Here is a 22,073-nt window from a genome sequence, read left to right as displayed (position 1 = left end):
ATCCCGTGCGCATCGCCAGGTTCTCCATCGACGGCAATGTCGCCTTCGGCGCCGTCGAGGGACAGGGCACCGTGGAATCCGGTGACCTCGTCCTCGACATCATCAAGGGCATTCCGTACGCCGACTTCGAACTCTCGGGCACCAAGGTCCCGCTGAGCAAGGTCCGGCTGCTGCCCCCCGTGCTCCCCAACAAGGTCGTGGCCGTCGGCCGCAACTACGCGGAGCACGCCGCCGAACTCGGCCACGAGGTCCCCGACGCGCCGATCACCTTCTTCAAGCCCACCACCTCGGTGATCGGCTCCGGCGACGCGATCGAGTACCCCTCCTTCTCCGAGGAACTGCACCACGAGGCCGAGCTGGCCGTGGTCATCGGCCGCATGTGCCGCGAGGTCCCCCGCGAGCGCGTCAAGGACGTCGTCCTCGGCTACACCTGCGCCAACGACGTCACCGCCCGCGACGTGCAGCGGCGCGAGAAGCAGTGGGCCCGCGCCAAGGGCTTCGACACCTCCTGCCCGCTGGGCCCCTGGGTGGAGACCGACGTGGACCCCCACGACCTCACCATCCAGGCGACGGTCAACGGCGAGCAGCGACAGCTCGGCCGCACGAGCGACATGGTCCGCTCGGTCGAGGACCTGATCGTCCACATCACGGAGGCCATGACGCTGCTCCCGGGCGACGTGATCCTCACGGGCACCCCCGCGGGGGTCGGGCCCCTGCACGTCGGCGACGAGGTCGCCGTCACCATCGAAGGCATCGGCACTCTCACCAACAAGGTGATCAAGCGTGGCTAACGCACCAGTCCGTGTACGTTTCTGTCCCTCCCCGACCGGCAACCCCCACGTGGGCCTGGTCCGGACGGCGCTCTTCAACTGGGCCTTCGCCCGGCACCACCAGGGCACCCTGGTCTTCCGGATCGAGGACACCGACGCGGCGCGCGACTCCGAGGAGTCCTACCGGCAGCTGCTCGACTCGATGCGCTGGCTGGGCCTGGACTGGGACGAGGGCCCCGAGATCGGCGGCCCGCACGCGCCCTACCGCCAGTCGCAGCGGATGGACCTGTACAAGGACGTCGCCGAGAAGCTGCTCGCCGCCGGGTACGCCTACGCCTGCTACTGCACCACCGAGGAGCTGGACACCCGCCGCGACGCCGCCCGCGCCGCGGGCAGGCCGTCCGGCTACGACGGCCACTGCCGCGACCTCACGGACGAGCAGAAGGCCGCGTACGAGGCCGAGGGCCGCAGCTCGATCGTCCGCTTCCGGATGCCCGACGAGGCCATCACCTTCACCGACCTGGTCCGCGGCGAGATCACCGTCCAGCCGGAGAACGTCCCGGACTACGGCATCGTCCGCGCCAACGGGGCCCCGCTCTACACCCTGGTCAACCCGGTCGACGACGCCCTGATGGAGATCACCCACGTTCTGCGCGGCGAGGACCTGCTCTCCTCCACCCCGCGCCAGATCGCCCTGTACCGGGCGCTCATCGAGCTGGGCATCGCCAAGGAGACCCCCGCCTTCGGCCACCTGCCGTACGTCATGGGCGAAGGCAACAAGAAGCTCTCCAAGCGCGACCCGCAGGCGTCCCTCAACCTCTACCGCGAGCGGGGTTTCCTCCCCGAGGGCCTGCTGAACTACCTCTCGCTGCTCGGCTGGTCGATCGCCGAGGACCGCGACATCTTCTCGATGGACGAACTGGTCGCCGCGTTCGACATCAAGGACGTCAACGCCAACCCGGCCCGCTTCGACCTCAAGAAGTGCGAGCACATCAACGCCGAGCACATCCGCATGCTGGAGGTGAAGGACTTCACCGAGGCGTGCGGCCCCTGGCTGAAGGCTCCCTTCGCCCCCTGGGCCCCGGAGGCGTTCGACGCGCAGAAGTGGACGGAGATCGCGCCGCACGCCCAGACCCGGGTCACGGTGCTCTCCGACATCACCGACAACGTCGACTTCCTCTTCCTCGACGAGCCGGTGTACGACGAGGCGTCCTGGAACAAGGCGATGAAGGAGGGCTCCCACGCGCTCCTGACCACGGCCCGCGCCCATCTCGCCGCCGCCGACTGGAACGCCGAGGCCCTGAAGAACGCCGTCCTCACCGCCGGCGAGGCCCACGGCCTCAAGCTCGGCAAGGCCCAGGCCCCGGTCCGCGTGGCCGTCACCGGCCGCACCGTCGGCCTCCCGCTCTTCGAGTCCCTGGAGATCCTGGGCCGCGAGGCGAGCCTGGCCCGCGTGGACGCCGCGCTGGCGAAGCTCACCGCGTAAGCGGCAGAACCACCCCGAGGAGGGCCGCGGCCGACCGGCTGCGGCCCTCCTCGGCCTTTACGCCCCCACGGCCACCGGTATGCGGCTACCGTGAGATCCATGCCGATCCGCGCCGTGCTCTGGGACATCGACGACACGATCTTCGACTACGCGGGCGCCGACCACACCGGTATGCGACAGCACCTGGGGAGCGCCGGACTGCCCGGGGCGTACGCCTCGGTCGACGAGGCCCTCACCGCCTGGAAGGCGATCACGGCCGTGCACTGGGCGCGGGTCGCCGCAGGGGAGACGGACTTCCTGGGCCAGCGGCGGGACCGGGTACGCGACTTCCTCTCGCGCCCCTTGGCGGACGCCGAGGCCGACGCATGGTTCGCCGGCCATCTGGTCCACTTCGAGGCCGCCTGGGCGCTCTTCCCGGACGTGCTGCCGGTGCTAGACCGGCTGACCCCTGACTACCGGCACGGGCTCCTCTCCAACTCCAGCACCCACAGCCAGCACCGCAAGCTCACCGCCCTCGGCGTCCGCGACCGCTTCGAGACGATGGTCTGCGCCGTGGAGCTGGGAATCTCCAAGCCGGAGGCCGGCGCCTTCCACGCGGCCTGCGAGGCGCTCGCGCTGGAGCCGCATGAGGTGGCGTACGTCGGTGACGAGCCGGACATCGACGCGAGCGGGGCCGTCGCCGCCGGGCTGACCGGCATCTGGCTCGACCGGCGGGGCAGGGGCGGGAGGCCGGATCTCGTGACGATCACCGGGCTCGACCAGCTCCCGGACCTGCTGGCGAGCCATACCCGTTTTGGAGCGCCGGAGACCTTCGGGTAATGTTCTTTCTGCGCCGCCCGAGCGGGCCGAAAGATCCGGCCGGGAAGCGCACACGGAAGTGAAGCCCCCAGGGGTTGCATTTCAGTGGGCTATGGTGTAATTGGCAACACTACGGTTTCTGGTACCGTCATTCTAGGTTCGAGTCCTGGTAGCCCAGCGCAAGACCGAGCAGTACGAGCAACACCAGCAGGACAAGCCCCCGTTGTGTAGCGGCCTAGCACGCTGCCCTCTCACGGCAGTAGCGCCGGTTCGAATCCGGTCGGGGGTACAGATCCTTCCCGCGAGAACACCTGGGTCGCACCCACGTTTTCGCGGTGACAATATCCGGCTACCGCCGGGTAGAGGATCGCTAGGGCCCCCGTTGTGTAGCGGCCTAGCACGCTGCCCTCTCACGGCAGTAGCGCCGGTTCGAATCCGGTCGGGGGTACTTGTCACACCATGGGCTATGGTGTAATTGGCAACACTACGGTTTCTGGTACCGTCATTCTAGGTTCGAGTCCTGGTAGCCCAGCGCAAGTCAGCAGTAACCACGCCCCCGTTGTGTAGCGGCCTAGCACGCTGCCCTCTCACGGCAGTAGCGCCGGTTCGAATCCGGTCGGGGGTACAACAGAGCGGTACGAGAAGGCCCTTCACTTCGGTGAAGGGCCTTCTCCGTTTTCCGGAGCGGTGGCTCTCGCACCAAGTCGCCCGCCCGGCAGTGCCGTTGGGCGGAGTGAGGGGGCGAGGGAAGAAAAAGGGCCGCCACGGCGCTGGGGCGGCCTACCGGAGGTCGGAGGAGGGGAACGGGCCTGTCAGCCCGTGCGGCGCAGGGCCTCGCTCAGCCGTGCCGCCGAGTCGATGACCGCCTGGGCGTGCATCCGGCCCGGGTGGCGGGTCAGCCGCTCGATCGGCCCGGAGACCGACACCGCGGCGACCACCCGGTTCGAGGGGCCGCGCACCGGGGCGGAGACCGAGGCGACGCCCGGCTCCCGCTCGCCGATCGACTGGGCCCAGCCCCGCCGCCGTACGCCGGAGAGCGCCGTCGCCGTGAACCTGGCGCCCTGGAGGCCCCGGTGCAGGCGCTCCGGCTCCTCCCAGGCCATCAGGATCTGGGCGGAGGAACCCGCCTTCATGGTGAGCGTGGAGCCGACCGGCACCGTGTCCCGGAGTCCGGACAGCCGCTCCGCCGCCGCCACGCAGATACGCATGTCGCCCTGTCGGCGGTAGAGCTGGGCGCTCTCGCCGGTGATGTCGCGCAGGTGGGTGAGCACCGGTCCGGCCGTGGCCAGCAGGCGGTCCTCGCCCGCCGCGGCCGCCAGTTCCGACAGCCGGGGGCCGAGAATGAACCGGCCCTGCATATCCCTCGCCACCATCCGGTGGTGTTCCAGTGCCACGGCCAGTCGATGGGCTGTGGGCCGTGCGAGCCCGGTCGCCGCGACCAGCCCGGCGAGGGTGGCCGGACCGGACTCCAGGGCGCTCAATACCAGAGCTGTCTTGTCGAGAACGCCGACGCCGCTAGAGTTGTCCATACGACGATACTCCCGTCTCACTCTGTGAAACGCAAGTTCAATTTTCAGCGGAAGTTGCGAACCTGTGGAGGCGGCCTCACAACGGCTCGTAGCCACCGCCCCGCACGGGGGTCCGGACGGAGGCGCACCGAATCTCTAGTTGGGCCGGCGAAGACGCCGGCCGGAGGGAAAGCGATGGGTAGGACACTCGCGGAGAAGGTCTGGGACGACCATGTGGTCCGGCGTGCGGAGGGCGAGCCCGACCTTCTCTTCATCGATCTGCACCTGCTGCACGAGGTGACCAGTCCCCAGGCGTTCGACGGACTGCGCCAGGCCGGACGGCCCGTGCGGCGCCTCGACCTCACCATCGCCACCGAGGACCACAACACCCCCACCCTCGACATCGACAAGCCGATCGCCGACCCGGTCTCGCGCGCCCAGCTGGAGACCCTGCGCAAGAACTGCGCGGACTTCGGCGTCCGGCTGCACCCCCTGGGCGACGTCGAGCAGGGCGTCGTCCACGTGGTCGGCCCGCAGCTGGGGCTGACCCAGCCCGGCACGACCGTCGTCTGCGGCGACTCCCACACCTCCACGCACGGCGCGTTCGGCGCGCTGGCGTTCGGCATCGGCACCAGCCAGGTGGAGCACGTCCTCGCCACCCAGACGCTGCCGCTGGCCCGCCCGAAGACCATGGCCATCACGGTCGAGGGCGAACTGCCCGAGGAGGTCACCGCGAAGGACCTGATCCTGGCGATCATCGCCCGGATCGGCACCGGCGGCGGGCAGGGCTACATCCTCGAATACCGCGGCTCCGCCATCGAGAAGCTCTCGATGGAGGCCCGGATGACCATCTGCAACATGTCGATCGAGGCCGGCGCCCGTGCGGGCATGATCGCCCCGGACGCCACCACCCTCGACTACCTCAAGGGCCGCGACCACGCCCCCGAGGGCGAGGACTGGGACGCCGCCGTCGCGTACTGGAAGACGCTGCGCACCGACGACGACGCGGTGTTCGACGCCGAGGTCGTCATCGACGCCACCGAACTCGCCCCCTTCGTCACCTGGGGCACCAACCCCGGCCAGGGCGCCCCCCTGTCGGCCAGCGTCCCCGACCCGGCTTCGTACGAGGACGCCTCGGAGCGCTTCGCCGCCGAAAAGGCCCTGGAGTACATGGGGTTGACCGCCGGGCAGCCGCTGCGCGAGATCAGCGTCGACACCGTCTTCGTAGGTTCGTGCACCAACGGCCGCATCGAGGACCTGCGCAACGCGGCCTCGATCCTGGACGGCCGCAAAGTCGCCGACGGCGTACGCATGCTGGTCGTCCCCGGCTCGGTCCGGGTCGCGCTCCAGGCCGTCTCCGAGGGCCTGGACAAGGTCTTCACCGAGGCCGGCGCCGAATGGCGGCACGCCGGCTGCTCGATGTGCCTCGGCATGAACCCCGACCAGCTGGCCCCGGGCGAGCGCTCCGCCTCCACCTCGAACCGCAACTTCGAGGGGCGGCAGGGCAAGGGCGGCCGTACCCACCTGGTCTCGCCCCAGGTCGCCGCCGCCACCGCGGTGCTGGGCCATCTGGCCTCGCCCGCCGACCTGTCCGACGCCCGTACCCCCGCCGGAGTCCGATAGCCATGGAAGCATTCACCACCCACACCGGCCGGGCCGTTCCGCTGCGCCGCAGCAACGTCGACACCGACCAGATCATCCCCGCCCACTGGCTGAAGAAGGTCACCCGCGACGGGTTCGAGGACGGCCTCTTCGAAGCCTGGCGCAAGGACGAGGACTTCGTCCTCAACCGCCCCGAGCGCCAGGGCGCCTCGGTCCTGGTCGCCGGCCCCGACTTCGGTACGGGCTCCTCCCGCGAACACGCGGTCTGGGCCCTGCAGAACTTCGGCTTCAGGGCCGTCGTCTCCTCCCGCTTCGCCGACATCTTCCGCGGCAACTCGCTGAAGAACGGGCTGCTCACCGTGGTCCTGGAGCAGCCGGTCGTCGACGCCCTCTGGGAGCTGGCGGAGGCCGACCCGACCGCCGAGGTGACCGTTGATCTGGAGGCGCGCCAGGTCCGCGCCGAGGGCATCACCGCCGACTTCGAACTCGACGAGAACGCCCGCTGGCGGCTGCTGAACGGCCTCGACGACATCAGCCTCACCCTTCAGAACGAAGCGGACATCGCGGCCTACGAAGCGGCGAGGCCGGCCTTCAAGCCGCGTACCATTGCCGCCTGAGCAGCACTTTTCCAGGACTGCGCCCCCTGCCTCCCGGCAGGGGGCGCAGTCGCTTGTTGAGACCCCGTCGGGCGACAACTCGCCCCAGATGGCACAATCGGTGCATGGAACGCGACAGCCAACTCAAGCTCTACGGCCAAGTCGCCGACCGATTGAAGGAAGCGCACGCGAAGGTGCGTGCACTGCAAGTCCCGGAGAGCGTACGGATGGCGCTGACCCGGAAGCTGCTGGTCGTCACGGCCGCGGCGAAGCACGATCTCCCGGACGCGGCAAGGCGTCTGGACCGGTTGATGAAGGACCTCGATGAGGGCCGATTCCCCGAAGGTGACTGACACGTGGAACTGCGCATCGGTCGACTTCGTTGCGGCACTAGGGTGATTAGCCCGTTTCGTGTTTGATTTGCGGTATATATCTGCCTAACGTGCGAAAAAGCTTGAACACTTTCGTTCTGGCAATGTCTCCGAAGGGGAAGACGTGAACAAGGCGCAGCTCGTAGAAGCGATTGCCGACAAGGTCGGCGGCCGTCAGCAGGCCGCGGACGCTGTCGACGCGGTACTCGACGCGATCGTCCGTGCCGTAGTCGCCGGAGACCGTGTCTCGGTCACCGGCTTCGGCTCGTTCGAGAAGGTCGACCGCCCCGCCCGGTACGCCCGCAACCCGCAGACGGGTGAGCGCGTCCGGGTCAAGAAGACCTCGGTGCCCCGCTTCCGCGCGGGCCAGGGCTTCAAGGACCTGGTGAGCGGCTCGAAGAAGCTCCCCAAGAACGACGTGGCCGTCAAGAAGGCCCCCAAGGGCAGCCTGTCGGGCGGATCTTCCGCCGCCCGTACGACGGTGAAGGCCGCCGCCGCCAAGAAGTCGGCCGCCAAGAAGGCCACCGCGAAGAAGACCACCGCCAAGAAGGCGACCCCGGCGAAGAAGACCACCACCGCCGCCGCCGCGAAGAAGGCGACCACCGCGAAGAAGGCCACGCCCACGGCCAAGAAGACGTCGACGGCCGCGAAGAAGGCCACCCCGGCGAAGAAGGCCGCGACGACCGCCAAGAAGGCGTCGCCCAGCAAGACCGCTCCCGCCAAGAAGACCACGGCGAAGAAGGCGCCCGCCAAGAAGGCCACGGCGCGCACGACCACGGCCAAGAAGGCCACCGCACGCAAGAAGTGAGACCGGGCCCCCGCTCGCTCCTCACCACGCGCCGGGCCGGGCTCCCCTCCGGGGGAGCCCGGCCCGCGGGCTGTCCGGGCCCCGTTCGGCCCAGCGGAGCCGGACAGGAACGCCGGCGGCGGGGTCAGAACGTCTGCAGGGTCACCAGCGTGATCCGCAGCGCCGCTCCCTCACCCTCGCCCTCGATCCGCACCCGTTGCCCCGGACGCAGCAGCAGCAGGCCGCCCGCGTCGAAGGCCGCGGCGTCGAAGTCCACCGGGGTGCCGTCGTTCAGCAGCACGCTGCCGCTGCGGGTCTCGGGGTCGTACGTGTACGAGGTCGCCTGCATGGGCGGCAGCCTATCGGTCACGCGCGGGGGCGGGCGCGGCAGCGATCCGCGCCGTGTACGGCCCCACTCCCAGGGACAGGGCGATCCGCAGATCCTCGCCCGTATCCACGTCCCGGCGCACCGAGTCGACACCGAAGAGCGCTATTTCCACCGCCCCCGACGCCAGGTGCCGTGACCCGGACGGGCCACCGAAAGCCGGACGGAATTCCGCACCGCTCGTGGCGGCCAGAAATGTGGTTCCGATTCCCGCCGCGTCCCGGAGAAATGCGCTGGGAAAAGCCGAAGCGAAATCGAGCACCCGCGTCAATTCGCCGGCGCGCAGTGCGGGAAGATCCGCGTTGAGCGCGGCCACCGCGGCGGCGGGGCGCAGAGCCCGTACGGAGCGTGCGCCGTGCGCGAGCGCCGCGTTGAGCCCGGCCCCCGGAGCGTCCGGCACGATCCGCGCGCCCAGCGCCGAAAGGGCCGCCCCGGCCACGGCGTCGTCCGTGACGACCACCACATCCCGCACGCGGGAACAGGCGAGCGCCGCGGCCACCGTGTCCTGGGCGAACGCCAGGGCCAGCCGGGGCCGCGCGTCTTCGCCCGCCGCCCGCCCCAGGCGGCTCTTGGCCCGTGCGAGCGGCTTCAGCGGAACGACCAGGGACCAGGGCCCGGCCGGATCGGTGTTCGTGGCGATCTCCCCCTCCGTACGCGTCAGGGCATATTCTCGCCTGCCGGTACGACAACCGGGAGGACCGCTACCGAACGTGAGGCGTACGGTGTTCTCGACAGAGCAGGGGCCTGGGGCGAGACTTGACCGCCAGTAGCCAGGCAGCAGGTCGAAGTCCTTGAGGAAGGTGTCCGAGTGTCCCGCCGCAGAATCGGCTTTTGGTACCGCATGGCGGCGGTCATCGCCAAGCCGCCACTGGTGGTTCTGTTCAAGCGCGACTGGCGGGGGATGGAACACATTCCGGCTCACGGCGGATTCATCACCGCCGTCAATCACAACTCCTATCTGGACCCGCTCTCCTACGGCCACTTCCAGTACAACACCGGGCGGGTGCCCCGGCTCCTGGCGAAGGCCGGCCTCTTCCGCACCCCGTTCATCGGGATGATGCTGCGCGGCACCGGCCAGATCCCCGTCTACCGCGAGACGACCAACGCCCTGGACGCCTTCCGGGCCGCCGTCGACGCCATCGAGCGCGGCGAGTGCGTCGCCTTCTACCCCGAAGGCACCCTCACCCGGGACCCCGACATGTGGCCGATGGCCGGCAAGACCGGGGCGGCCCGGGTCGCCCTGATGACCGAGGCGCCCGTCATCCCCGTCGCCCAGTGGGGCGCCAACCTGGCGATGCCGCCCTACGCCAAGCAGAACAAGTTCCGGCTGTTCCCCCGCAAGACGCTCCAGGTGCAGGCCGGGCCGCCCGTCGACCTCAGCCGCTTCCACGGCCTGGAGCCGACTCCCGAGGTGCTGCGCGAGGCGACCGGGGTCATCATGGCGGCCATCACGCGCGAGCTGGAGGACCTGCGCGGGGAGAAGGCGCCCGCCGAACTCTACGATCACCGCAAAGCCCGTGCTGAACAACGGCGCAGGGCCCAGGGAAAGGGACCCACGTGACGCACCCCGTAAAAGCGGCCGTCTTCGGAACCGGCTCATGGGGTACGGCCTTCGCCGTGATCCTCGCCGACGCGGGCTGCGAGGTCACCCTCTGGGGCCGCCGCGCCGAGGTCGCCGAGACCATCAACACCACCCACACCAACCCGGACTACCTCCCGGGCATCGCTCTCCCGGACTCGGTCCGCGCCACCACCGACGCCGCCGAGGCCCTGCGCGGCGCGGAGTTCGCCTTCCTCGTCGTGCCCTCCCAGACGCTGCGCGCCAACCTCGCCGACTGGACCCCGCACCTGGAGCCGGACACCGTCCTGGTCTCCCTGATGAAAGGCGTCGAGCTGGGCACCGCCGAGCTGATGAGCGAGGTGATCGCGGACGTCACCAAGGTCTCCGCCGACCGCATCGCCGTCGTGTCTGGGCCCAACCTGGCCAAGGAGATCGCCGAGCGGCGCCCCGCCGCGGCCGTCGTCGCCTGCGCCGACGAGTCCGTGGCCCAGCGCCTCCAGGCCGCCTGCCACACTTCGTACTTCCGGCCGTACACCAACACTGACGTCGTCGGCTGCGAGCTGGGCGGCGCCGTGAAGAACGTCATCGGCCTCGCCGTCGGCATCGCGGACGGCATGGGCCTCGGCGACAACACCAAGGGCTCCCTCATCACCCGCGGCCTCGCCGAGACCACCCGTCTGGGTCTGGCCATGGGGGCGGACCCGTTGACGTTCTCCGGACTCGCGGGCCTGGGCGACCTGGTGGCGACCTGCTCCTCGCCGCTCTCGCGCAACCACACCTTCGGCACCAACCTCGGCCGCGGCATGACGCTCCAGGAGACGATCGCCGTCACCAAGCAGACCGCCGAGGGCGTCAAGTCCTGCGAATCGGTCCTCGACCTGGCCCGCAGGCACGGGGTCGACATGCCCATCACCGAAACCGTCGTCTCCATCGTCCACGAGGGCAAGTCCCCGGTCGTCGCCGTCAAGGAGCTGATGTCGCGGAGCGCCAAGGCCGAGCGGCGCTGACGCCGCCCCTACCAGCAGGTACGCTCATCGCGATATGAGCAGCGAGAACCTCCCCCAGAGCCCTGAGCCCGCCGAGAGCCCTGAGCCGCAGCGCCGCAAGCCCCGTGTGGCTGTCGTCTTCGGCGGCCGCAGCTCCGAACACGGCATCTCGGTCGTCACGGCCGGCGCCGTCATGAAGGCCATCGACCGGACCAAGTACGACGTCCTGCCGATCGGCATCACGACGGACGGCCGCTGGGCGCTCACCGCGGACGAGCCCGAACGCATGGCCATCACCGACCGCCGGGTCCCCGACGTGGACGGGCTCGCCGAGTCCGCCGAGGGCAGCGTCGTGCTCTCCGTGGACCCCGGCAGCCGCGAGGTCCTCTACAGCGAACCGGGCGCGGTGCCCAAGGCGCTGGGCGAGGTCGACGTGGTCTTCCCCGTACTGCACGGCCCGTACGGGGAGGACGGCACCCTCCAGGGGCTCCTGGAACTCTCCGGTGTGCCCTACGTCGGCGCGGGCGTCCTCGCCTCCGCCGTCGGCCAGGACAAGGAGTACATGAAGCGCGTCTTCCGCTCCTTCGGGCTGCCGGTCGGACCCTACGAGGTCGTCCGCCCCCGGGAGTGGGACAACGACCCCGCCGCCGCCCGCGAGCGGATCGTGGACTTCGCCGGCGAGCACGGCTGGCCGCTGTTCATCAAGCCCGCCCGCGGCGGCTCCTCGATGGGCATCACCAAGGTCGACGGCATCGAAGGACTGGACGAGGCGATCGAGGAAGCCCGCCGCCACGACCCGAAGTTCCTCGTCGAGTCGCTGCTGCGCGGCCGTGAGATCGAGTGCGGGGTGCTGGAGTTCGAGGACGGGCCGCGCGCCAGCGTGCCCGCCGAGATCCCGCCGGTCACCGCGCACGACTTCTACGACTTCGAGGCCAAGTACATCGACTCGGCCGCCGGTCTGGTGCCCGCTCCGCTCACCGAGGAGCAGACGGCCGAGGTGCGGCGGCTCGCCGTCGCCGCCTTCGACGCCGTCTCCTGCGAGGGCCTGGTGCGCGCCGACTTCTTCCTCACCGACGACGGCTCCTTCGTGATCAACGAGATCAACACCCTGCCGGGCTTCACCCCGATCTCCATGTACCCGCGCATGTGGCAGGAGAGCGGCGTCGACTACCCGGAGCTGGTCGACCGGCTCATCCAGGCCGCGTTGAACCGCTCCACCGGACTGCGCTGACGGACGGCGGCCGGTCTCAGAACTTGCTAGGGACCGTCTTCGAGACGGGGCCGGCGAACGAGGCCAGCGGCGTGATGTCGTGGGCGTACGCCGAGTCGAGCGTGACCTCGACGTACGCCTTGCGGTACGTGGTGGTGAACCGCGGACCGGAGTCCTCGGGCTGCTCCAGCAGCCACTGCACACCGTCCGCCTCGACGCCCTGTGACTGGGGGTCGTCCATCTTCGCGGGCCGTGGCACCCCGCAGCGCAGTACGATCGCCCCGTCCCCCCAGCCGGCGGTCAGCTCCGAATCCGGGGAGGGGTCGCTGCGTTCCAGATCGAGGACGGTCTTCGGCAGTTCCTCGTGCAGGGCCTCGCAGTACGCGGCGGCCTCCGAGGACGGCGCGGGAACCGTGATCGAGGGCTGCGCGTCGCTGAGGGAACAGCCCGCCGCGGCCAGCAGGAGCACGGCAGCGGACGGACCGAGGAAGATCGAGCGGGGGGACCGGCGGGCGGATGACGTCACCGGCCCAGCCTAGACGGGGGTCAGAGGTGGACGACCGGGCAGGTCAGGGTTCGTGTGATGCCGTCCACCTGCTGCACTTTGGCGACCACCATGCGGCCGAGTTCGTCGACCGTTTCTGCCTGGGCGCGCACGATCACGTCGTACGGACCGGTGACGTCCTCTGCCTGGATGACTCCCGGAATCTGGGAAATGGTCTCGGCGACGATCGACGCCTTGCCCACCTCGGTCTGGATGAGGATGTACGCCTGTACCACGGAACCTCCAGGGCGGCCACGAGGATCATGTGGGGGAAAGGGACGCCACGTTATCGCGTTGCCGCGGGCCGCGGGGAGACCTACGGGCCGGATGACGTCCACAGCGTGGCGTACGGAGCACAGAAGTTGACGTATCTCTTGACGGTACCGACAGCACAGACGGCTCGCGACCGGGGGCCCGGACGGGTGTCCGGGGCGATAAAGGAGAGGTGAGACTCGGTGAAGGGAACCGTGGGCGAGTTGGGGGAGTTCGGGCTCATCAGAGAGCTCACGTCCCGGCTCACCACCACTCCGGCGGTACGGCTGGGGCCCGGCGACGACGCCGCCGTCGTGGCCGCCCCCGACCGCCGCGTGGTGGCCAGTACGGACATCCTGCTGGAAGGGCGGCACTTCCGCCGCGACTGGTCGACGGCGTACGACGTCGGCCGCAAGGCCGCCGCCCAGAACCTCGCCGACATCGCGGCGATGGGCGCCGTGCCCACCGCGCTGCTCCTCGGCCTCGTCGTCCCCGCCGACCTCCCCGTCACCTGGGCCGCCGAGCTGATGGACGGGTTGCGTGACGAATGCCAGGTCGCGGGCGCGGCCGTGGTGGGCGGCGATGTGGTGGGCGGCGACACGATCACCGTCGCGATCACCGCCCTCGGCGACCTGCGCAACCACGAGCCGGTCACCCGGGGCGGCGCCCGCCCCGGCGACGTGGTCGCGGTCACCGGCTGGCTCGGCTGGTCCGCCGCCGGGTACGCCGTGCTCTCCCGCGGTTTCCGCTCGCCCCGCGCCTTCGTCGAGGCCCACCGCCGCCCCGAACCCCCGTACCACGCGGGCCCCGCGGCCGCCGGGCTCGGCGCCACCGCGATGACCGACGTCAGCGACGGCCTCGTCGCGGACCTCGGGCACATCGCGGAGTCCAGCAAGGTCCGCATCGACCTGCGCTCCGGTCTCATCGACATCCCCTCGCAGATGTCCGACATCGGCCAGGCCGTCGGCGTCGACCCGCTCCAGTGGGTGCTGACCGGGGGAGAGGACCACGCGATCGTGGCGACCTTCCCGGCGGACGTGAAACTGCCCGCCCGCTGGAAGGTGATCGGCGAGGTCCTCAACCCCTCCGCCCTGCCCCAGGTCACCGTCGACGGAGCGCCCTGGACCAGCAAGGGCGGCTGGGACCACTTCGGCTCCATCGAGGACACCCAGCCGCGCCCGTGAGCGGGGGACGCGCACGGGCGGACTAGATTGCTGCGTATGCCCATACGTACCGCTGTACCGCCCCGTGTGCTCACCGTCGCCGGCTCCGACTCCGGCGGCGGTGCGGGGATTCAGGCCGACCTGAAGACGATGCTCGCTCTCGGCGTGCACGGCATGAGCGTGCTCACCGCCGTCACCGCACAGAACTCCCTCGGCGTCCAGGGCGCGTGGGAGCTTCCGGTGGACGCCGTACGCGCCCAGTACCGCAGCGTCGTCGACGACATCGGCGTCCAGGCCGTCAAGACCGGAATGCTCTCCTCGGCCGCCCTCGTGGAGACCGTCGCCGGACTTCTCGCCGGTACCGGCGCCCCCGTCGTCGTCGACCCGGTCGGCGTCTCCAAGCACGGCGACGCGCTGCTCGCGGCCGAGGCCCTCGACTCCGTACGGACCGAGCTGCTGCCCGTCGCCACGGTCGCCACCCCGAACCTCGACGAAGTGGCCCAGCTCACCGGCGTCCGGGTCACCGACGAGAGCGTAATGCGCCGGGCCGCCGAGGAGATCCTCGCCTTCGGGCCGCGCTGGGTCGTCATCAAGGGCGGCCACCTGCCCGGGGAGGCGGTGGACCTGCTCACCGACGGGAGCGCGGAACACTGGCTGCGCGCCCCCCGGCACGACAACCGCCACACCCACGGCACCGGCTGCACCCTGGCCTCGGCCATCGCCTCCGGGCTCGCGCTCGGGAAGGACGTGCCCACGGCGGTCCGGGACGCGAAGACGTACGTCACCGGCGCGATCGAGGCCGGCTTCCCGCTCGGCGGCGGCATCGGCCCGGTCGACCACGGCTGGCAGACCTGCCCGGCCGGCTGATCAGCCCGGAGCGCGGCGGCGCGGGGAGCCGCCATGAGCACAGCAAAAAGCCGGTCCACCGAGATGGACCGGCTTTTTGGGCAACCGGAAGGCTGCGCTACGACGGGGACGTCAGCGCGCGACCTTGCCGGCCTTGATGCACGAGGTGCAGACGTTGAGCCGCTTCGGCGTCCGACCGACCACTGCACGCACGCGCTGGATGTTGGGATTCCAGCGACGGGACGTACGGCGGTGCGAGTGCGAAATGTTGTTGCCGAAGCTCGGCCCCTTGCCGCAAACGTCGCAGTTGGCAGCCACGGGTCACTCCAAAGACTTCAGATGCACTTACAGTGAATTCCGGCGCGCCGGATTCATTTGACTGAAGTGGCGGTACCGGAGGAATGGCCCGACTCTCGCCGGGCAACCGGAGCAGCATACAACGCCTGCTCCGGAGATACGAAACTACCACGGGTCGGCGCCCCCGCCCGCCCGCCCGCCCCCTGTCCGGACCGGGACCCCCGCGGGCGGGCTAACCTGCGGTGCAGTCCGCCCGCACGGCCGATCGAGGAGGACCATCGGTGCCGCAGCTCCCCGACGACCTGGACGCCGTCGCGGTGCGCACATGGTGCTCACTGGCCCTGGAGGCCCTGGGCCGGGAGCGCGCGGAGATCGACGCGATCAACGTCTATCCCATCGCCGACGGTGACACCGGTACCAACCTCTATCTGACCGTCGAGTCCGCCGCGGCGGCCGTCGAGGCCGTATTCGCCGCGCACGAGACCGGCACCACCGCGCCCGCCACCGCCGACGTCGTACGGGCCATGGCGCACGGCGCCCTGATCGGAGCCCGGGGGAACTCCGGCACGATCCTGGCCCAGCTGCTGCGCGGCATGGCCGGGGTGCTGGCCGACGGCGGCGACGCGGCCCACCTGCGCCTCGCCCTCACCCGGGCCGCCGACGCCGCCCGGCGGGCCGTCGCCCACCCCGTCGAGGGAACGGTGCTCACCGTCGCCGCGGCGGCCGCCGAGTCCGCCGCGGGCGAGGGCCCGGACCTGCGCGCCGCCGTGCACGCCGCGTACGACGGCGCGCGCGCGGCCCTGGCGAGGACGCCCGAGCAGCTCGCCGTCCTCGGCCGCGCCGGTGTGGTCGACGCCGGGGGCCGGGGACTGGTGGCGGTCCTGGGCGCGCTGGTGGAGACCGTGACCGGGCAGGCTCCGGCCCGGGGGCCCCGCACCGGCCCCGGGCGGACGCCCGTGCCCGTGGACGGCGGTTCCGTCGTGGGCCTGCCGGTGGGCGGAGCCCCGGCGGACAGCGCCCCCGTGGGCGGGGCGGGCGGGGTTCCGCCGGAGGAGGGGCCGCTCGACTGTCCCGAGGACGGCGGCGCCGGGCCCGCGTTCGAGGTGATCTACCTCCTGGAGGCCGGGGACGAGCAGGTGGCCCGGCTGCGCACCCGGCTCGACGCGCTCGGCGACTCCCTGGTCGTGGTGGGCGGCGACGGGCTCTGGCACGTCCACGTCCACGTGGACGACGCCGGGGCCGCCGTGGAGGCGGGCGTCGAGGCCGGACGGCCGTACCGGATCCGTATCACCCACTTCGCCACCGAGAGCGGCCACGACCTGCGCGTCCAGGCCGAGCCCGCGCAGCGCGCCGTCGTCGTCGTGGTCCCCGGCGACGGGCTGGCCGGACTCTGCACCGAGGCCGGCGCCACCACCGTGATCGCCCGCCCCGGCGAACCGCCCGCCAGCGGCGAACTGGTCGACGCCATCCGCCGCGCCCACGCCCGTGAGGTGGTGCTGCTGCCCAACGACGCCGCCCTGCGCCACACCGCCGCCGCCGCGGCCGAACAGGCCAGGACCGAGGGCGTCCGGGTCGCCCTCGTCCCCACCCGGGCCGCCGTACAGGGCATCGCCGCCCTCGCCGTCCACGAGCCCGACCGGGGCTTCGACGAGGACGTGGTCGCCATGACCGCCGCCGCCGGCGCCACCCGCTACGCCGAACTCGCCGTCGCCGAGCGCCAGTCGTGGACCATGGCCGGGATCTGCCAGGCCGGGGACATCCTCGGCCTGATCGACGGCGACGTGGCCGTGATCGGCGCCGACGTCCCGGCCACCGCGCGCACCGTGCTCGACCGGATGCTGGCCGCCGGCGGCGAACTGGTCACCCTCGTCCTCGGCGAGGACGTCCCCGACTCACTGGCCGCCACGCTGGAGGAGCACGTACGCGAGGGGCACCTCGCCGTGGATACCGTGGTCTACCGCGGCGGGCACCAGCGCGCCCCCCTGCTGATCGGCGTCGAGTAGCCGGGAACCCGCGGCACGGTCGCGCCCGGCGGACAGCTGTCAGTGCCGTGGTGTGCAATGGAGGGCGTGTCCTCGTTCGATGAACCTCTCAAGAAGCTGCTCGGCGGAGCCACCGCGAAGGTGATGGCCGAACACCTCGACCTGCACACGGTCGGTGATCTGCTGCACCACTACCCGCGGCGGTACGAGGAGCGCGGCAAACTGACCGCGCTGGCCGACCTCCCGCTGGACGAGCACGTCACGGTGCTCGCCCAGGTCGCCGACGCCCGGATCCTGATGTTCAACAACGGCCGCGGCAAACGGCTGGAAGTCACCCTGACCGACGGCAGCGGCCGCCTCCAGCTGGTTTTCTTCGGCCACGGCGTCCACAAGCCGCACAAGGAGCTGCTCCCCGGCCGGCAGGCGATGTTCGCGGGCAAGGTATCCGTCTTCAACCGCAAGATGCAGCTCGCCCACCCCACGTACCAACTGCTCGACGCCTCCGACGCCGACGAGGCCACCGAGGCCGTGGACGCCTTCGCCGGACGGCTGCTGCCGATCTACCCCGCCTGCAAGCAGCTCGACTCCTGGCGGATCGCCAAGGCCGTCGACGCCGTCCTGCCCGGCGCCCAGGACGCGGTGGACCCGCTGCCCGCCTCCCTGCGCGAGGGCCGGGGCTTCACACCGCTGCCCGAGGCCCTGCTGAAGGTGCACCGCCCGCAGACGAAGGCGGACGTCGAGGACGCCAGGAACCGGCTCAAGTGGGACGAGGCGTTCGTCCTCCAGGTCGCCCTGGCCCGCCGGCGGTACGCCGACACCCAGCTCCCCGCCGTCGCCCGCCGCCCCGTCGCGGACGGCCTGCTGGACGCCTTCGACGCCAAGCTGCCCTTCACCCTCACCGAGGGCCAGGAGAAGGTCAGCAAGGAGATCTTCGACGACCTGGCCACCGAACACCCCATGCACCGCCTCCTCCAGGGAGAGGTGGGCAGCGGGAAGACGATGGTGGCCCTGCGCGCCATGCTCACCGTGGTCGACGCGGGCGGCCAGGCCGCGATGCTCGCCCCCACCGAGGTCCTCGCCCAGCAGCACCACCGCTCGATCACCGAGATGATGGGCGAGCTGGCGGAGGGCGGCATGCTCGGAGGGTCCGACCGGGGCACGAAAGTCGTCCTGCTCACCGGCTCCATGGGCATGGCCGCCCGCCGCCAGGCCCTGCTCGACCTGGTCACCGGCGAGGCCGGGATCGTCATCGGCACCCACGCGCTGATCGAGGACAAGGTGCGGTTCCACGACCTGGGCCTGGTCGTCGTGGACGAGCAGCACCGCTTCGGCGTGGAACAGCGCGACGCGCTCCGTTCGAAGGGGAAGCAGCCGCCCCACCTCCTCGTCATGACCGCGACCCCCATTCCCCGTACGGTCGCGATGACGGTCTTCGGCGACCTGGAGACCTCCGTCCTGGACCAGCTCCCGGCCGGCCGCTCCCCGATCGCCAGCCATGTCGTCCCCGCCAAGGACAAACCCCACTTCCTCGGCCGCGCCTGGGAACGGGTCCGCGAGGAGGTCGGGAACGGCCACCAGGCGTACGTGGTCTGCCCCCGCATCGGCGACGACGCCGAGGAGCCGGAGGGGAAGGGCGGGAAGGCGAAGGCCAGGAAGCAGGCCGCCGACGAGGACCCCGAGAAGCGTCCGCCGCTCGCCGTCCTGGAGATCGCCGACGAACTGCGCGGGGGCGCGCTGGCCGGACTCGGCGTCGAGGTGCTGCACGGGCGGATGCACCCGGACGAGAAGGACGACGTCATGCGCCGGTTCGCCGCCGGGGAGGTGGACGTCCTGGTCGCCACCACCGTCATCGAGGTCGGCGTCAACGTCCCCAACGCCACCGCCATGGTGATCATGGACGCCGACCGCTTCGGCGTCTCCCAGCTCCACCAGCTGCGCGGCCGGGTCGGCCGGGGCTCCGCCCCGGGGCTCTGCCTGCTGGTCAGCGAGGCCCACGAGGCGAGCCCCGCCCGCGCCCGGCTCTCGGCCGTCGCCGCCACCCTGGACGGTTTCGAGCTCTCCCGCATCGACCTCGAACAGCGCCGCGAGGGCGATGTGCTGGGCCAGGCGCAGTCCGGAGTGCGCTCCTCGCTGCGGATGCTCACGGTCATCGACGACGAGGAGGTGATCGCCGCCGCCCGCGAGGAGGCCGTCGCCGTCGTCGCCGCGGATCCCGAGCTGGAGCACCTGCCGGAGCTGCGCACGGTGCTGGCCGCGCTCCTGGACAAGGACCGCGAGGAGTATCTCGACAAGGGATGAGGACACCGGGGCCTCCTGCCGGCCGGGCCGCCGCGGGCCGCACGCCATATCGTGGACGCACGGCACGCGCACGGCGCGCGGGCCGACCGCCGACGGCCCGGTGCGCCGTACGTCCACGACCCGCGAGGACCTCACACCCATGACCCGCGTGATCGCCGGCTCGGCCGGCGGACGCCGCCTGGCCGTCCCGCCCGGCACCGGCACCCGCCCCACCTCCGACCGAGCGCGCGAGGGCCTCTTCTCCACCTGGGAGGCGCTGCTCGGCACCCTGGAGGGGGCCAGGGTCGCCGATCTGTACGCCGGATCCGGCGCGGTCGGCCTCGAAGCGCTCTCCCGGGGCGCGGTCCACGCCCTGCTCGTCGAAGCCGACCCGAAGGCGGTCCGCACCGTCCGCGACAACGTCCGCACCCTCGGTCTCCCCGGCGCCGAGGTCCGCACCGGCAAAGCGGAGCAGATCGTGGCAGGCCCGGCACCCGCCGACCCGTACGGTGTCGTCTTCCTGGACCCGCCGTACGCCGTCACCGACGACGATCTTCGCGAGATCCTGCTCACACTCCGTGCGCAGGGGTGGCTCACCGGCGATGCGCTCGTCACGGTGGAACGCAGCACCCGGGGCGGAGAATTCGGCTGGCCCGCCGGATTCGAGCCACTGCGCTCCCGTCGCTACGGCGAGGGAACGCTTTGGTACGGTCGCGCCGCCGCTACGTGCGAAGACGCACGATGACCGCACCGGAGAGCGAGGGAATCACAGTGCGCCGCGCCGTCTGCCCGGGGTCGTTCGACCCCATCACCAACGGACATCTCGACATCATCGGCCGAGCCTCGAAGCTGTACGACGTCGTGCACGTCGCGGTGATGATCAACCAGTCCAAGAAGGGACTGTTCACCGTCGACGAGCGGATCGAGCTGATCCGCGAGGTCACCGCCGACTTCGGCAACGTCGAGGTGGAGTCCTTCCACGGCCTGCTGGTCGACTTCTGCAAGCAGCGGGAGATCCCGGCGATCGTGAAGGGCCTGCGGGCCGTCAGCGACTTCGACTACGAGCTGCAGATGGCCCAGATGAACAACGGGCTCTCCGGTGTCGAGACGCTCTTCGTGCCGACCAATCCGACGTACAGCTTCCTGTCGTCCTCGCTGGTCAAGGAAGTGGCGACCTGGGGCGGCGACGTCTCCCACCTTCTGCCGCCCGCCGTCCACGGGGCGCTCGTGGAGCGCCTCGGCGAACGCTGAGCCGCTGACGGGCCGTCACCAGGTGTCGGGCGGCGGCCGACTGGCCTTACAGTCGTCCCGTCCGTCTCCAACAGAGCAGCAGAGAGTGGCGAGCACACGGTGGACGTGCAGAAGAAGCTCGACGAGATCGTCGAAGCGGTCGGGAGCGCCCGATCCATGCCCATGTCGGCCTCGTGCGTGGTCAACCGCGCCGAGCTGCTCGCCATGCTCGAAGAGGTGCGCCAGGCCCTGCCCGGCTCCCTCGCGCAGGCGCAGGAGCTGATCGGCGGCCATGAACAGCTCGCGGAGCAGGCCCGGCGGGAGGCCGAGCGGATCATCGAGTCCGCCCACGCCCAGCGTGCGTCGCTGATCGCCGAGACCGAGATCGCCCGCCAGTCGCAGAGCGAGTCCGACCGGATCCTGTCCGAGGCCCGCCGCGAGGCCGAAGAGGTCCGCGCGGAGGCCGACGACTACGTCGACAGCAAGCTCGCCAACTTCGAGGTCGTCCTCACCAAGACCATCGGCTCCGTGGACCGGGGCCGCGAGAAGCTCCTCGGCCGCGGCCAGGGCCTGGACGAGCAGGGCTACCAGGACCCCGACTTCACCGAGGCCCCCGAGCGCAGCGCCGACCCGGAGACCCTGCGGCAGCGGGCCGACGCCTACGTCGACGCCAAGTTCGGCGCCTTCGAGGCCGTTCTCGCGGGGACGCTGGAGGCGGTCGGGCGGGGCCGCCAGAAGCTGCACGGCCGGGTCGCCAGCGACGACCTCGGCGCGCACATGGCCGCCCAGGACGCCGCGGGCGGCCAGGGGCACACCAGCGACGCCGACTATCTGGCCGGCCTCGCCGAATTCCCCCCTGAACCGCAGCAGGCCCCCCAGCAGCCGCAGCCGCCCTCGTACCCGGCGCCGCCGCAGAGCGAGCCGAGCTACGCGCAGGCGGCGTACGGCTACCAGGAGCAGCCGCTCCAGCAGGCGGCCCAGGACGGGTACGGCTACCCGCAGCAGACCGACCCGTACGCGGGCTACCAGCAGCAGGGCGGCTACGACCCGAACGGCTACCCGCCCCAGCAGCCGGGGGCTCAGCCGGACTACGGCTGGCAGCAGCAGGAGCAGGGCCGGCAGCAGGCCCAGGCGCCCGACCGGCAGGACGGCGGCGCGCTGGACGAGACCAGCTTCTTCGACACCGGCATGATCGACCTGGATCAGCTGCGCCGGTACGAACAGGGCCGCTGAGCCGGGGCGGGGCCGCCCCGATTGGGTGCTGGGCGGTCCGTCCAGTATCCTGAATCCTCGGTCGCACATAGGTCCGCGGTCTCGGCTGCCCGTTTCGTCCACGGAACGGAGACGGTTCGTCCCCGGACCGTAGACGGCCCTCCCTTCGCAGTACGACACCCATGATTCGAAAGCAGGAAACGCCCTGAA

At 71.1% G+C, this 22,073-nt stretch carries 23 protein-coding genes and 5 tRNA genes; 22 read left to right on the top strand and 6 right to left on the bottom strand.

The genetic code is table 11. From position 1 onward, the window contains the following. Positions 1 to 5 precede the first annotated feature (5 nt). The 8 genes from ACIQMU_RS00765 to ACIQMU_RS00730 all read left to right on the top strand — a co-directional run bounded on the left by ACIQMU_RS00765 (position 6) and on the right by ACIQMU_RS00730 (position 3,679). On the top strand, positions 6 to 791 hold the full coding sequence (locus ACIQMU_RS00765; RefSeq protein WP_352238401.1) for a fumarylacetoacetate hydrolase family protein: 786 nt from the start codon (positions 6 to 8) through the stop codon (positions 789 to 791). Beyond that, the gene (gene gltX, locus ACIQMU_RS00760) at positions 784 to 2,256 is read left to right on the top strand and encodes a glutamate--tRNA ligase (protein ID WP_352238402.1); all 1,473 of its coding nucleotides are present in this window, start codon (positions 784 to 786) and stop codon (positions 2,254 to 2,256) included. The genes ACIQMU_RS00765 and gltX overlap by 8 nt, the downstream gene beginning before the upstream one ends. Before the next feature lie 99 nt (positions 2,257 to 2,355). Then, on the top strand, positions 2,356 to 3,075 hold the full coding sequence (locus tag ACIQMU_RS00755) for an HAD family hydrolase (protein WP_352238403.1): 720 nt from the start codon (positions 2,356 to 2,358) through the stop codon (positions 3,073 to 3,075). Between the two features lie 85 nt (positions 3,076 to 3,160). Beyond that, positions 3,161 to 3,232, top strand: a tRNA-Gln gene (locus ACIQMU_RS00750). A gap of 38 nt (positions 3,233 to 3,270) precedes the next feature. Continuing rightward, a tRNA-Glu gene (locus ACIQMU_RS00745) sits at positions 3,271 to 3,343 on the top strand. A gap of 86 nt (positions 3,344 to 3,429) precedes the next feature. After that, positions 3,430 to 3,502 (top strand) — tRNA-Glu (locus ACIQMU_RS00740). A gap of 12 nt (positions 3,503 to 3,514) precedes the next feature. Next, a tRNA-Gln gene (locus tag ACIQMU_RS00735) sits at positions 3,515 to 3,586 on the top strand. 20 nt (positions 3,587 to 3,606) lie between these two features. Next, a tRNA-Glu gene (locus ACIQMU_RS00730) sits at positions 3,607 to 3,679 on the top strand. A gap of 187 nt (positions 3,680 to 3,866) precedes the next feature. Here the strand turns inward: ACIQMU_RS00730 and ndgR are convergent. Then, complete coding sequence (gene ndgR, locus ACIQMU_RS00725; RefSeq protein ID WP_402687986.1) at positions 3,867 to 4,583, bottom strand: IclR family transcriptional regulator NdgR; 717 nt, start codon at positions 4,581 to 4,583, stop codon at positions 3,867 to 3,869. Between the two features lie 174 nt (positions 4,584 to 4,757). On the opposite strand from ndgR, the gene leuC reads away from it, so the two are divergent. From leuC to ACIQMU_RS00705, 4 genes are all read left to right on the top strand, one after another. Then, the gene (gene leuC, locus ACIQMU_RS00720; RefSeq protein WP_352238404.1) at positions 4,758 to 6,185 is read left to right on the top strand and encodes a 3-isopropylmalate dehydratase large subunit; all 1,428 of its coding nucleotides are present in this window, start codon (positions 4,758 to 4,760) and stop codon (positions 6,183 to 6,185) included. Between the two features lie 2 nt (positions 6,186 to 6,187). Beyond that, positions 6,188 to 6,781: a 3-isopropylmalate dehydratase small subunit gene (leuD, locus tag ACIQMU_RS00715; protein ID WP_352238405.1), complete on the top strand. Its 594-nt coding sequence runs from the start codon at positions 6,188 to 6,190 to the stop codon at positions 6,779 to 6,781. A 104-nt stretch (positions 6,782 to 6,885) separates the two neighbouring features. Next, positions 6,886 to 7,113: a hypothetical protein gene (locus tag ACIQMU_RS00710; RefSeq protein ID WP_032790676.1), complete on the top strand. Its 228-nt coding sequence runs from the start codon at positions 6,886 to 6,888 to the stop codon at positions 7,111 to 7,113. Positions 7,114 to 7,255: 142 nt separating this feature from the next. Next, positions 7,256 to 7,939, top strand: a complete 684-nt coding sequence (locus ACIQMU_RS00705; RefSeq protein ID WP_402687985.1) for an HU family DNA-binding protein — start codon at positions 7,256 to 7,258, stop codon at positions 7,937 to 7,939. A gap of 124 nt (positions 7,940 to 8,063) precedes the next feature. On the opposite strand, the gene ACIQMU_RS00700 is transcribed toward ACIQMU_RS00705, so the two are convergent. Then, positions 8,064 to 8,267 (bottom strand): hypothetical protein, encoded by a 204-nt coding sequence (locus tag ACIQMU_RS00700; protein WP_402687984.1) that lies wholly within the window; start codon positions 8,265 to 8,267, stop codon positions 8,064 to 8,066. Positions 8,268 to 8,277: 10 nt separating this feature from the next. Then, a complete protein-coding gene (gene cofC / locus ACIQMU_RS00695) occupies positions 8,278 to 8,964 on the bottom strand; it encodes a 2-phospho-L-lactate guanylyltransferase (RefSeq protein WP_352238569.1) in 687 nt (228 codons plus the stop codon). Between the two features lie 147 nt (positions 8,965 to 9,111). On the opposite strand from cofC, the gene ACIQMU_RS00690 reads away from it, so the two are divergent. From ACIQMU_RS00690 to ACIQMU_RS00680, 3 genes are read left to right on the top strand one after another with little or no spacing between them, the layout of a single operon-like run. Beyond that, positions 9,112 to 9,864, top strand: coding sequence for a lysophospholipid acyltransferase family protein (locus tag ACIQMU_RS00690; RefSeq protein ID WP_352238408.1), 753 nt, complete (start codon positions 9,112 to 9,114; stop codon positions 9,862 to 9,864). Continuing rightward, a complete protein-coding gene (locus ACIQMU_RS00685; RefSeq protein WP_352238409.1) occupies positions 9,861 to 10,871 on the top strand; it encodes an NAD(P)H-dependent glycerol-3-phosphate dehydrogenase in 1,011 nt (336 codons plus the stop codon). The genes ACIQMU_RS00690 and ACIQMU_RS00685 overlap by 4 nt, the downstream gene beginning before the upstream one ends. A gap of 34 nt (positions 10,872 to 10,905) precedes the next feature. Beyond that, positions 10,906 to 12,081 (top strand): D-alanine--D-alanine ligase family protein, encoded by a 1,176-nt coding sequence (locus tag ACIQMU_RS00680; RefSeq protein ID WP_352238410.1) that lies wholly within the window; start codon positions 10,906 to 10,908, stop codon positions 12,079 to 12,081. Between the two features lie 16 nt (positions 12,082 to 12,097). Here the strand turns inward: ACIQMU_RS00680 and ACIQMU_RS00675 are convergent, their stop codons facing one another. Both ACIQMU_RS00675 and ACIQMU_RS00670 read right to left on the bottom strand, forming a co-directional pair. Then, positions 12,098 to 12,586 carry a DUF3515 domain-containing protein gene (locus tag ACIQMU_RS00675; protein WP_352238411.1) on the bottom strand — a complete coding sequence of 163 codons (489 nt, stop codon included), beginning with the start codon at positions 12,584 to 12,586 and terminating at the stop codon, positions 12,098 to 12,100. A gap of 20 nt (positions 12,587 to 12,606) precedes the next feature. Next, the gene (locus ACIQMU_RS00670; RefSeq protein WP_352238412.1) at positions 12,607 to 12,840 is read right to left on the bottom strand and encodes an Lrp/AsnC ligand binding domain-containing protein; all 234 of its coding nucleotides are present in this window, start codon (positions 12,838 to 12,840) and stop codon (positions 12,607 to 12,609) included. Positions 12,841 to 13,059: 219 nt separating this feature from the next. On the opposite strand from ACIQMU_RS00670, the gene ACIQMU_RS00665 reads away from it, so the two are divergent. Together ACIQMU_RS00665 and thiD are read left to right on the top strand one after the other, a co-directional pair. Beyond that, positions 13,060 to 14,040: a thiamine-phosphate kinase gene (locus tag ACIQMU_RS00665; RefSeq protein WP_352238413.1), complete on the top strand. Its 981-nt coding sequence runs from the start codon at positions 13,060 to 13,062 to the stop codon at positions 14,038 to 14,040. A gap of 36 nt (positions 14,041 to 14,076) precedes the next feature. Then, positions 14,077 to 14,886: a bifunctional hydroxymethylpyrimidine kinase/phosphomethylpyrimidine kinase gene (gene thiD / locus ACIQMU_RS00660; RefSeq protein ID WP_352238414.1), complete on the top strand. Its 810-nt coding sequence runs from the start codon at positions 14,077 to 14,079 to the stop codon at positions 14,884 to 14,886. A 111-nt stretch (positions 14,887 to 14,997) separates the two neighbouring features. Here the strand turns inward: thiD and rpmB are convergent, their stop codons facing one another. Further along, positions 14,998 to 15,183 carry a 50S ribosomal protein L28 gene (gene rpmB / locus ACIQMU_RS00655; protein ID WP_026171429.1) on the bottom strand — a complete coding sequence of 62 codons (186 nt, stop codon included), beginning with the start codon at positions 15,181 to 15,183 and terminating at the stop codon, positions 14,998 to 15,000. Positions 15,184 to 15,443: 260 nt separating this feature from the next. On the opposite strand from rpmB, the gene ACIQMU_RS00650 reads away from it, so the two are divergent. From ACIQMU_RS00650 to ACIQMU_RS00630, 5 genes are all read left to right on the top strand, one after another. Next, positions 15,444 to 17,165, top strand: a complete 1,722-nt coding sequence (locus tag ACIQMU_RS00650; protein ID WP_352238415.1) for a DAK2 domain-containing protein — start codon at positions 15,444 to 15,446, stop codon at positions 17,163 to 17,165. 57 nt (positions 17,166 to 17,222) lie between these two features. Beyond that, positions 17,223 to 19,442 (top strand): ATP-dependent DNA helicase RecG, encoded by a 2,220-nt coding sequence (gene recG / locus ACIQMU_RS00645; RefSeq protein WP_352238416.1) that lies wholly within the window; start codon positions 17,223 to 17,225, stop codon positions 19,440 to 19,442. Between the two features lie 139 nt (positions 19,443 to 19,581). Beyond that, positions 19,582 to 20,166, top strand: coding sequence for a 16S rRNA (guanine(966)-N(2))-methyltransferase RsmD (gene rsmD, locus ACIQMU_RS00640; protein ID WP_402687983.1), 585 nt, complete (start codon positions 19,582 to 19,584; stop codon positions 20,164 to 20,166). A 26-nt stretch (positions 20,167 to 20,192) separates the two neighbouring features. Beyond that, complete coding sequence (gene coaD / locus ACIQMU_RS00635) at positions 20,193 to 20,672, top strand: pantetheine-phosphate adenylyltransferase (protein WP_352238570.1); 480 nt, start codon at positions 20,193 to 20,195, stop codon at positions 20,670 to 20,672. Between the two features lie 99 nt (positions 20,673 to 20,771). Then, entirely contained in the window at positions 20,772 to 21,884 is a 1,113-nt protein-coding gene (locus ACIQMU_RS00630) for an ATP synthase F0 subunit B (RefSeq protein ID WP_402687982.1), read from the top strand. Positions 21,885 to 22,073 lie beyond the last annotated feature (189 nt).

This window comes from Streptomyces sp. NPDC091649 (assembly GCF_044756785.1).
Classification (GTDB): domain Bacteria; phylum Actinomycetota; class Actinomycetes; order Streptomycetales; family Streptomycetaceae; genus Streptomyces.
This window is presented reverse-complemented; position numbering and strand designations above follow the sequence as displayed.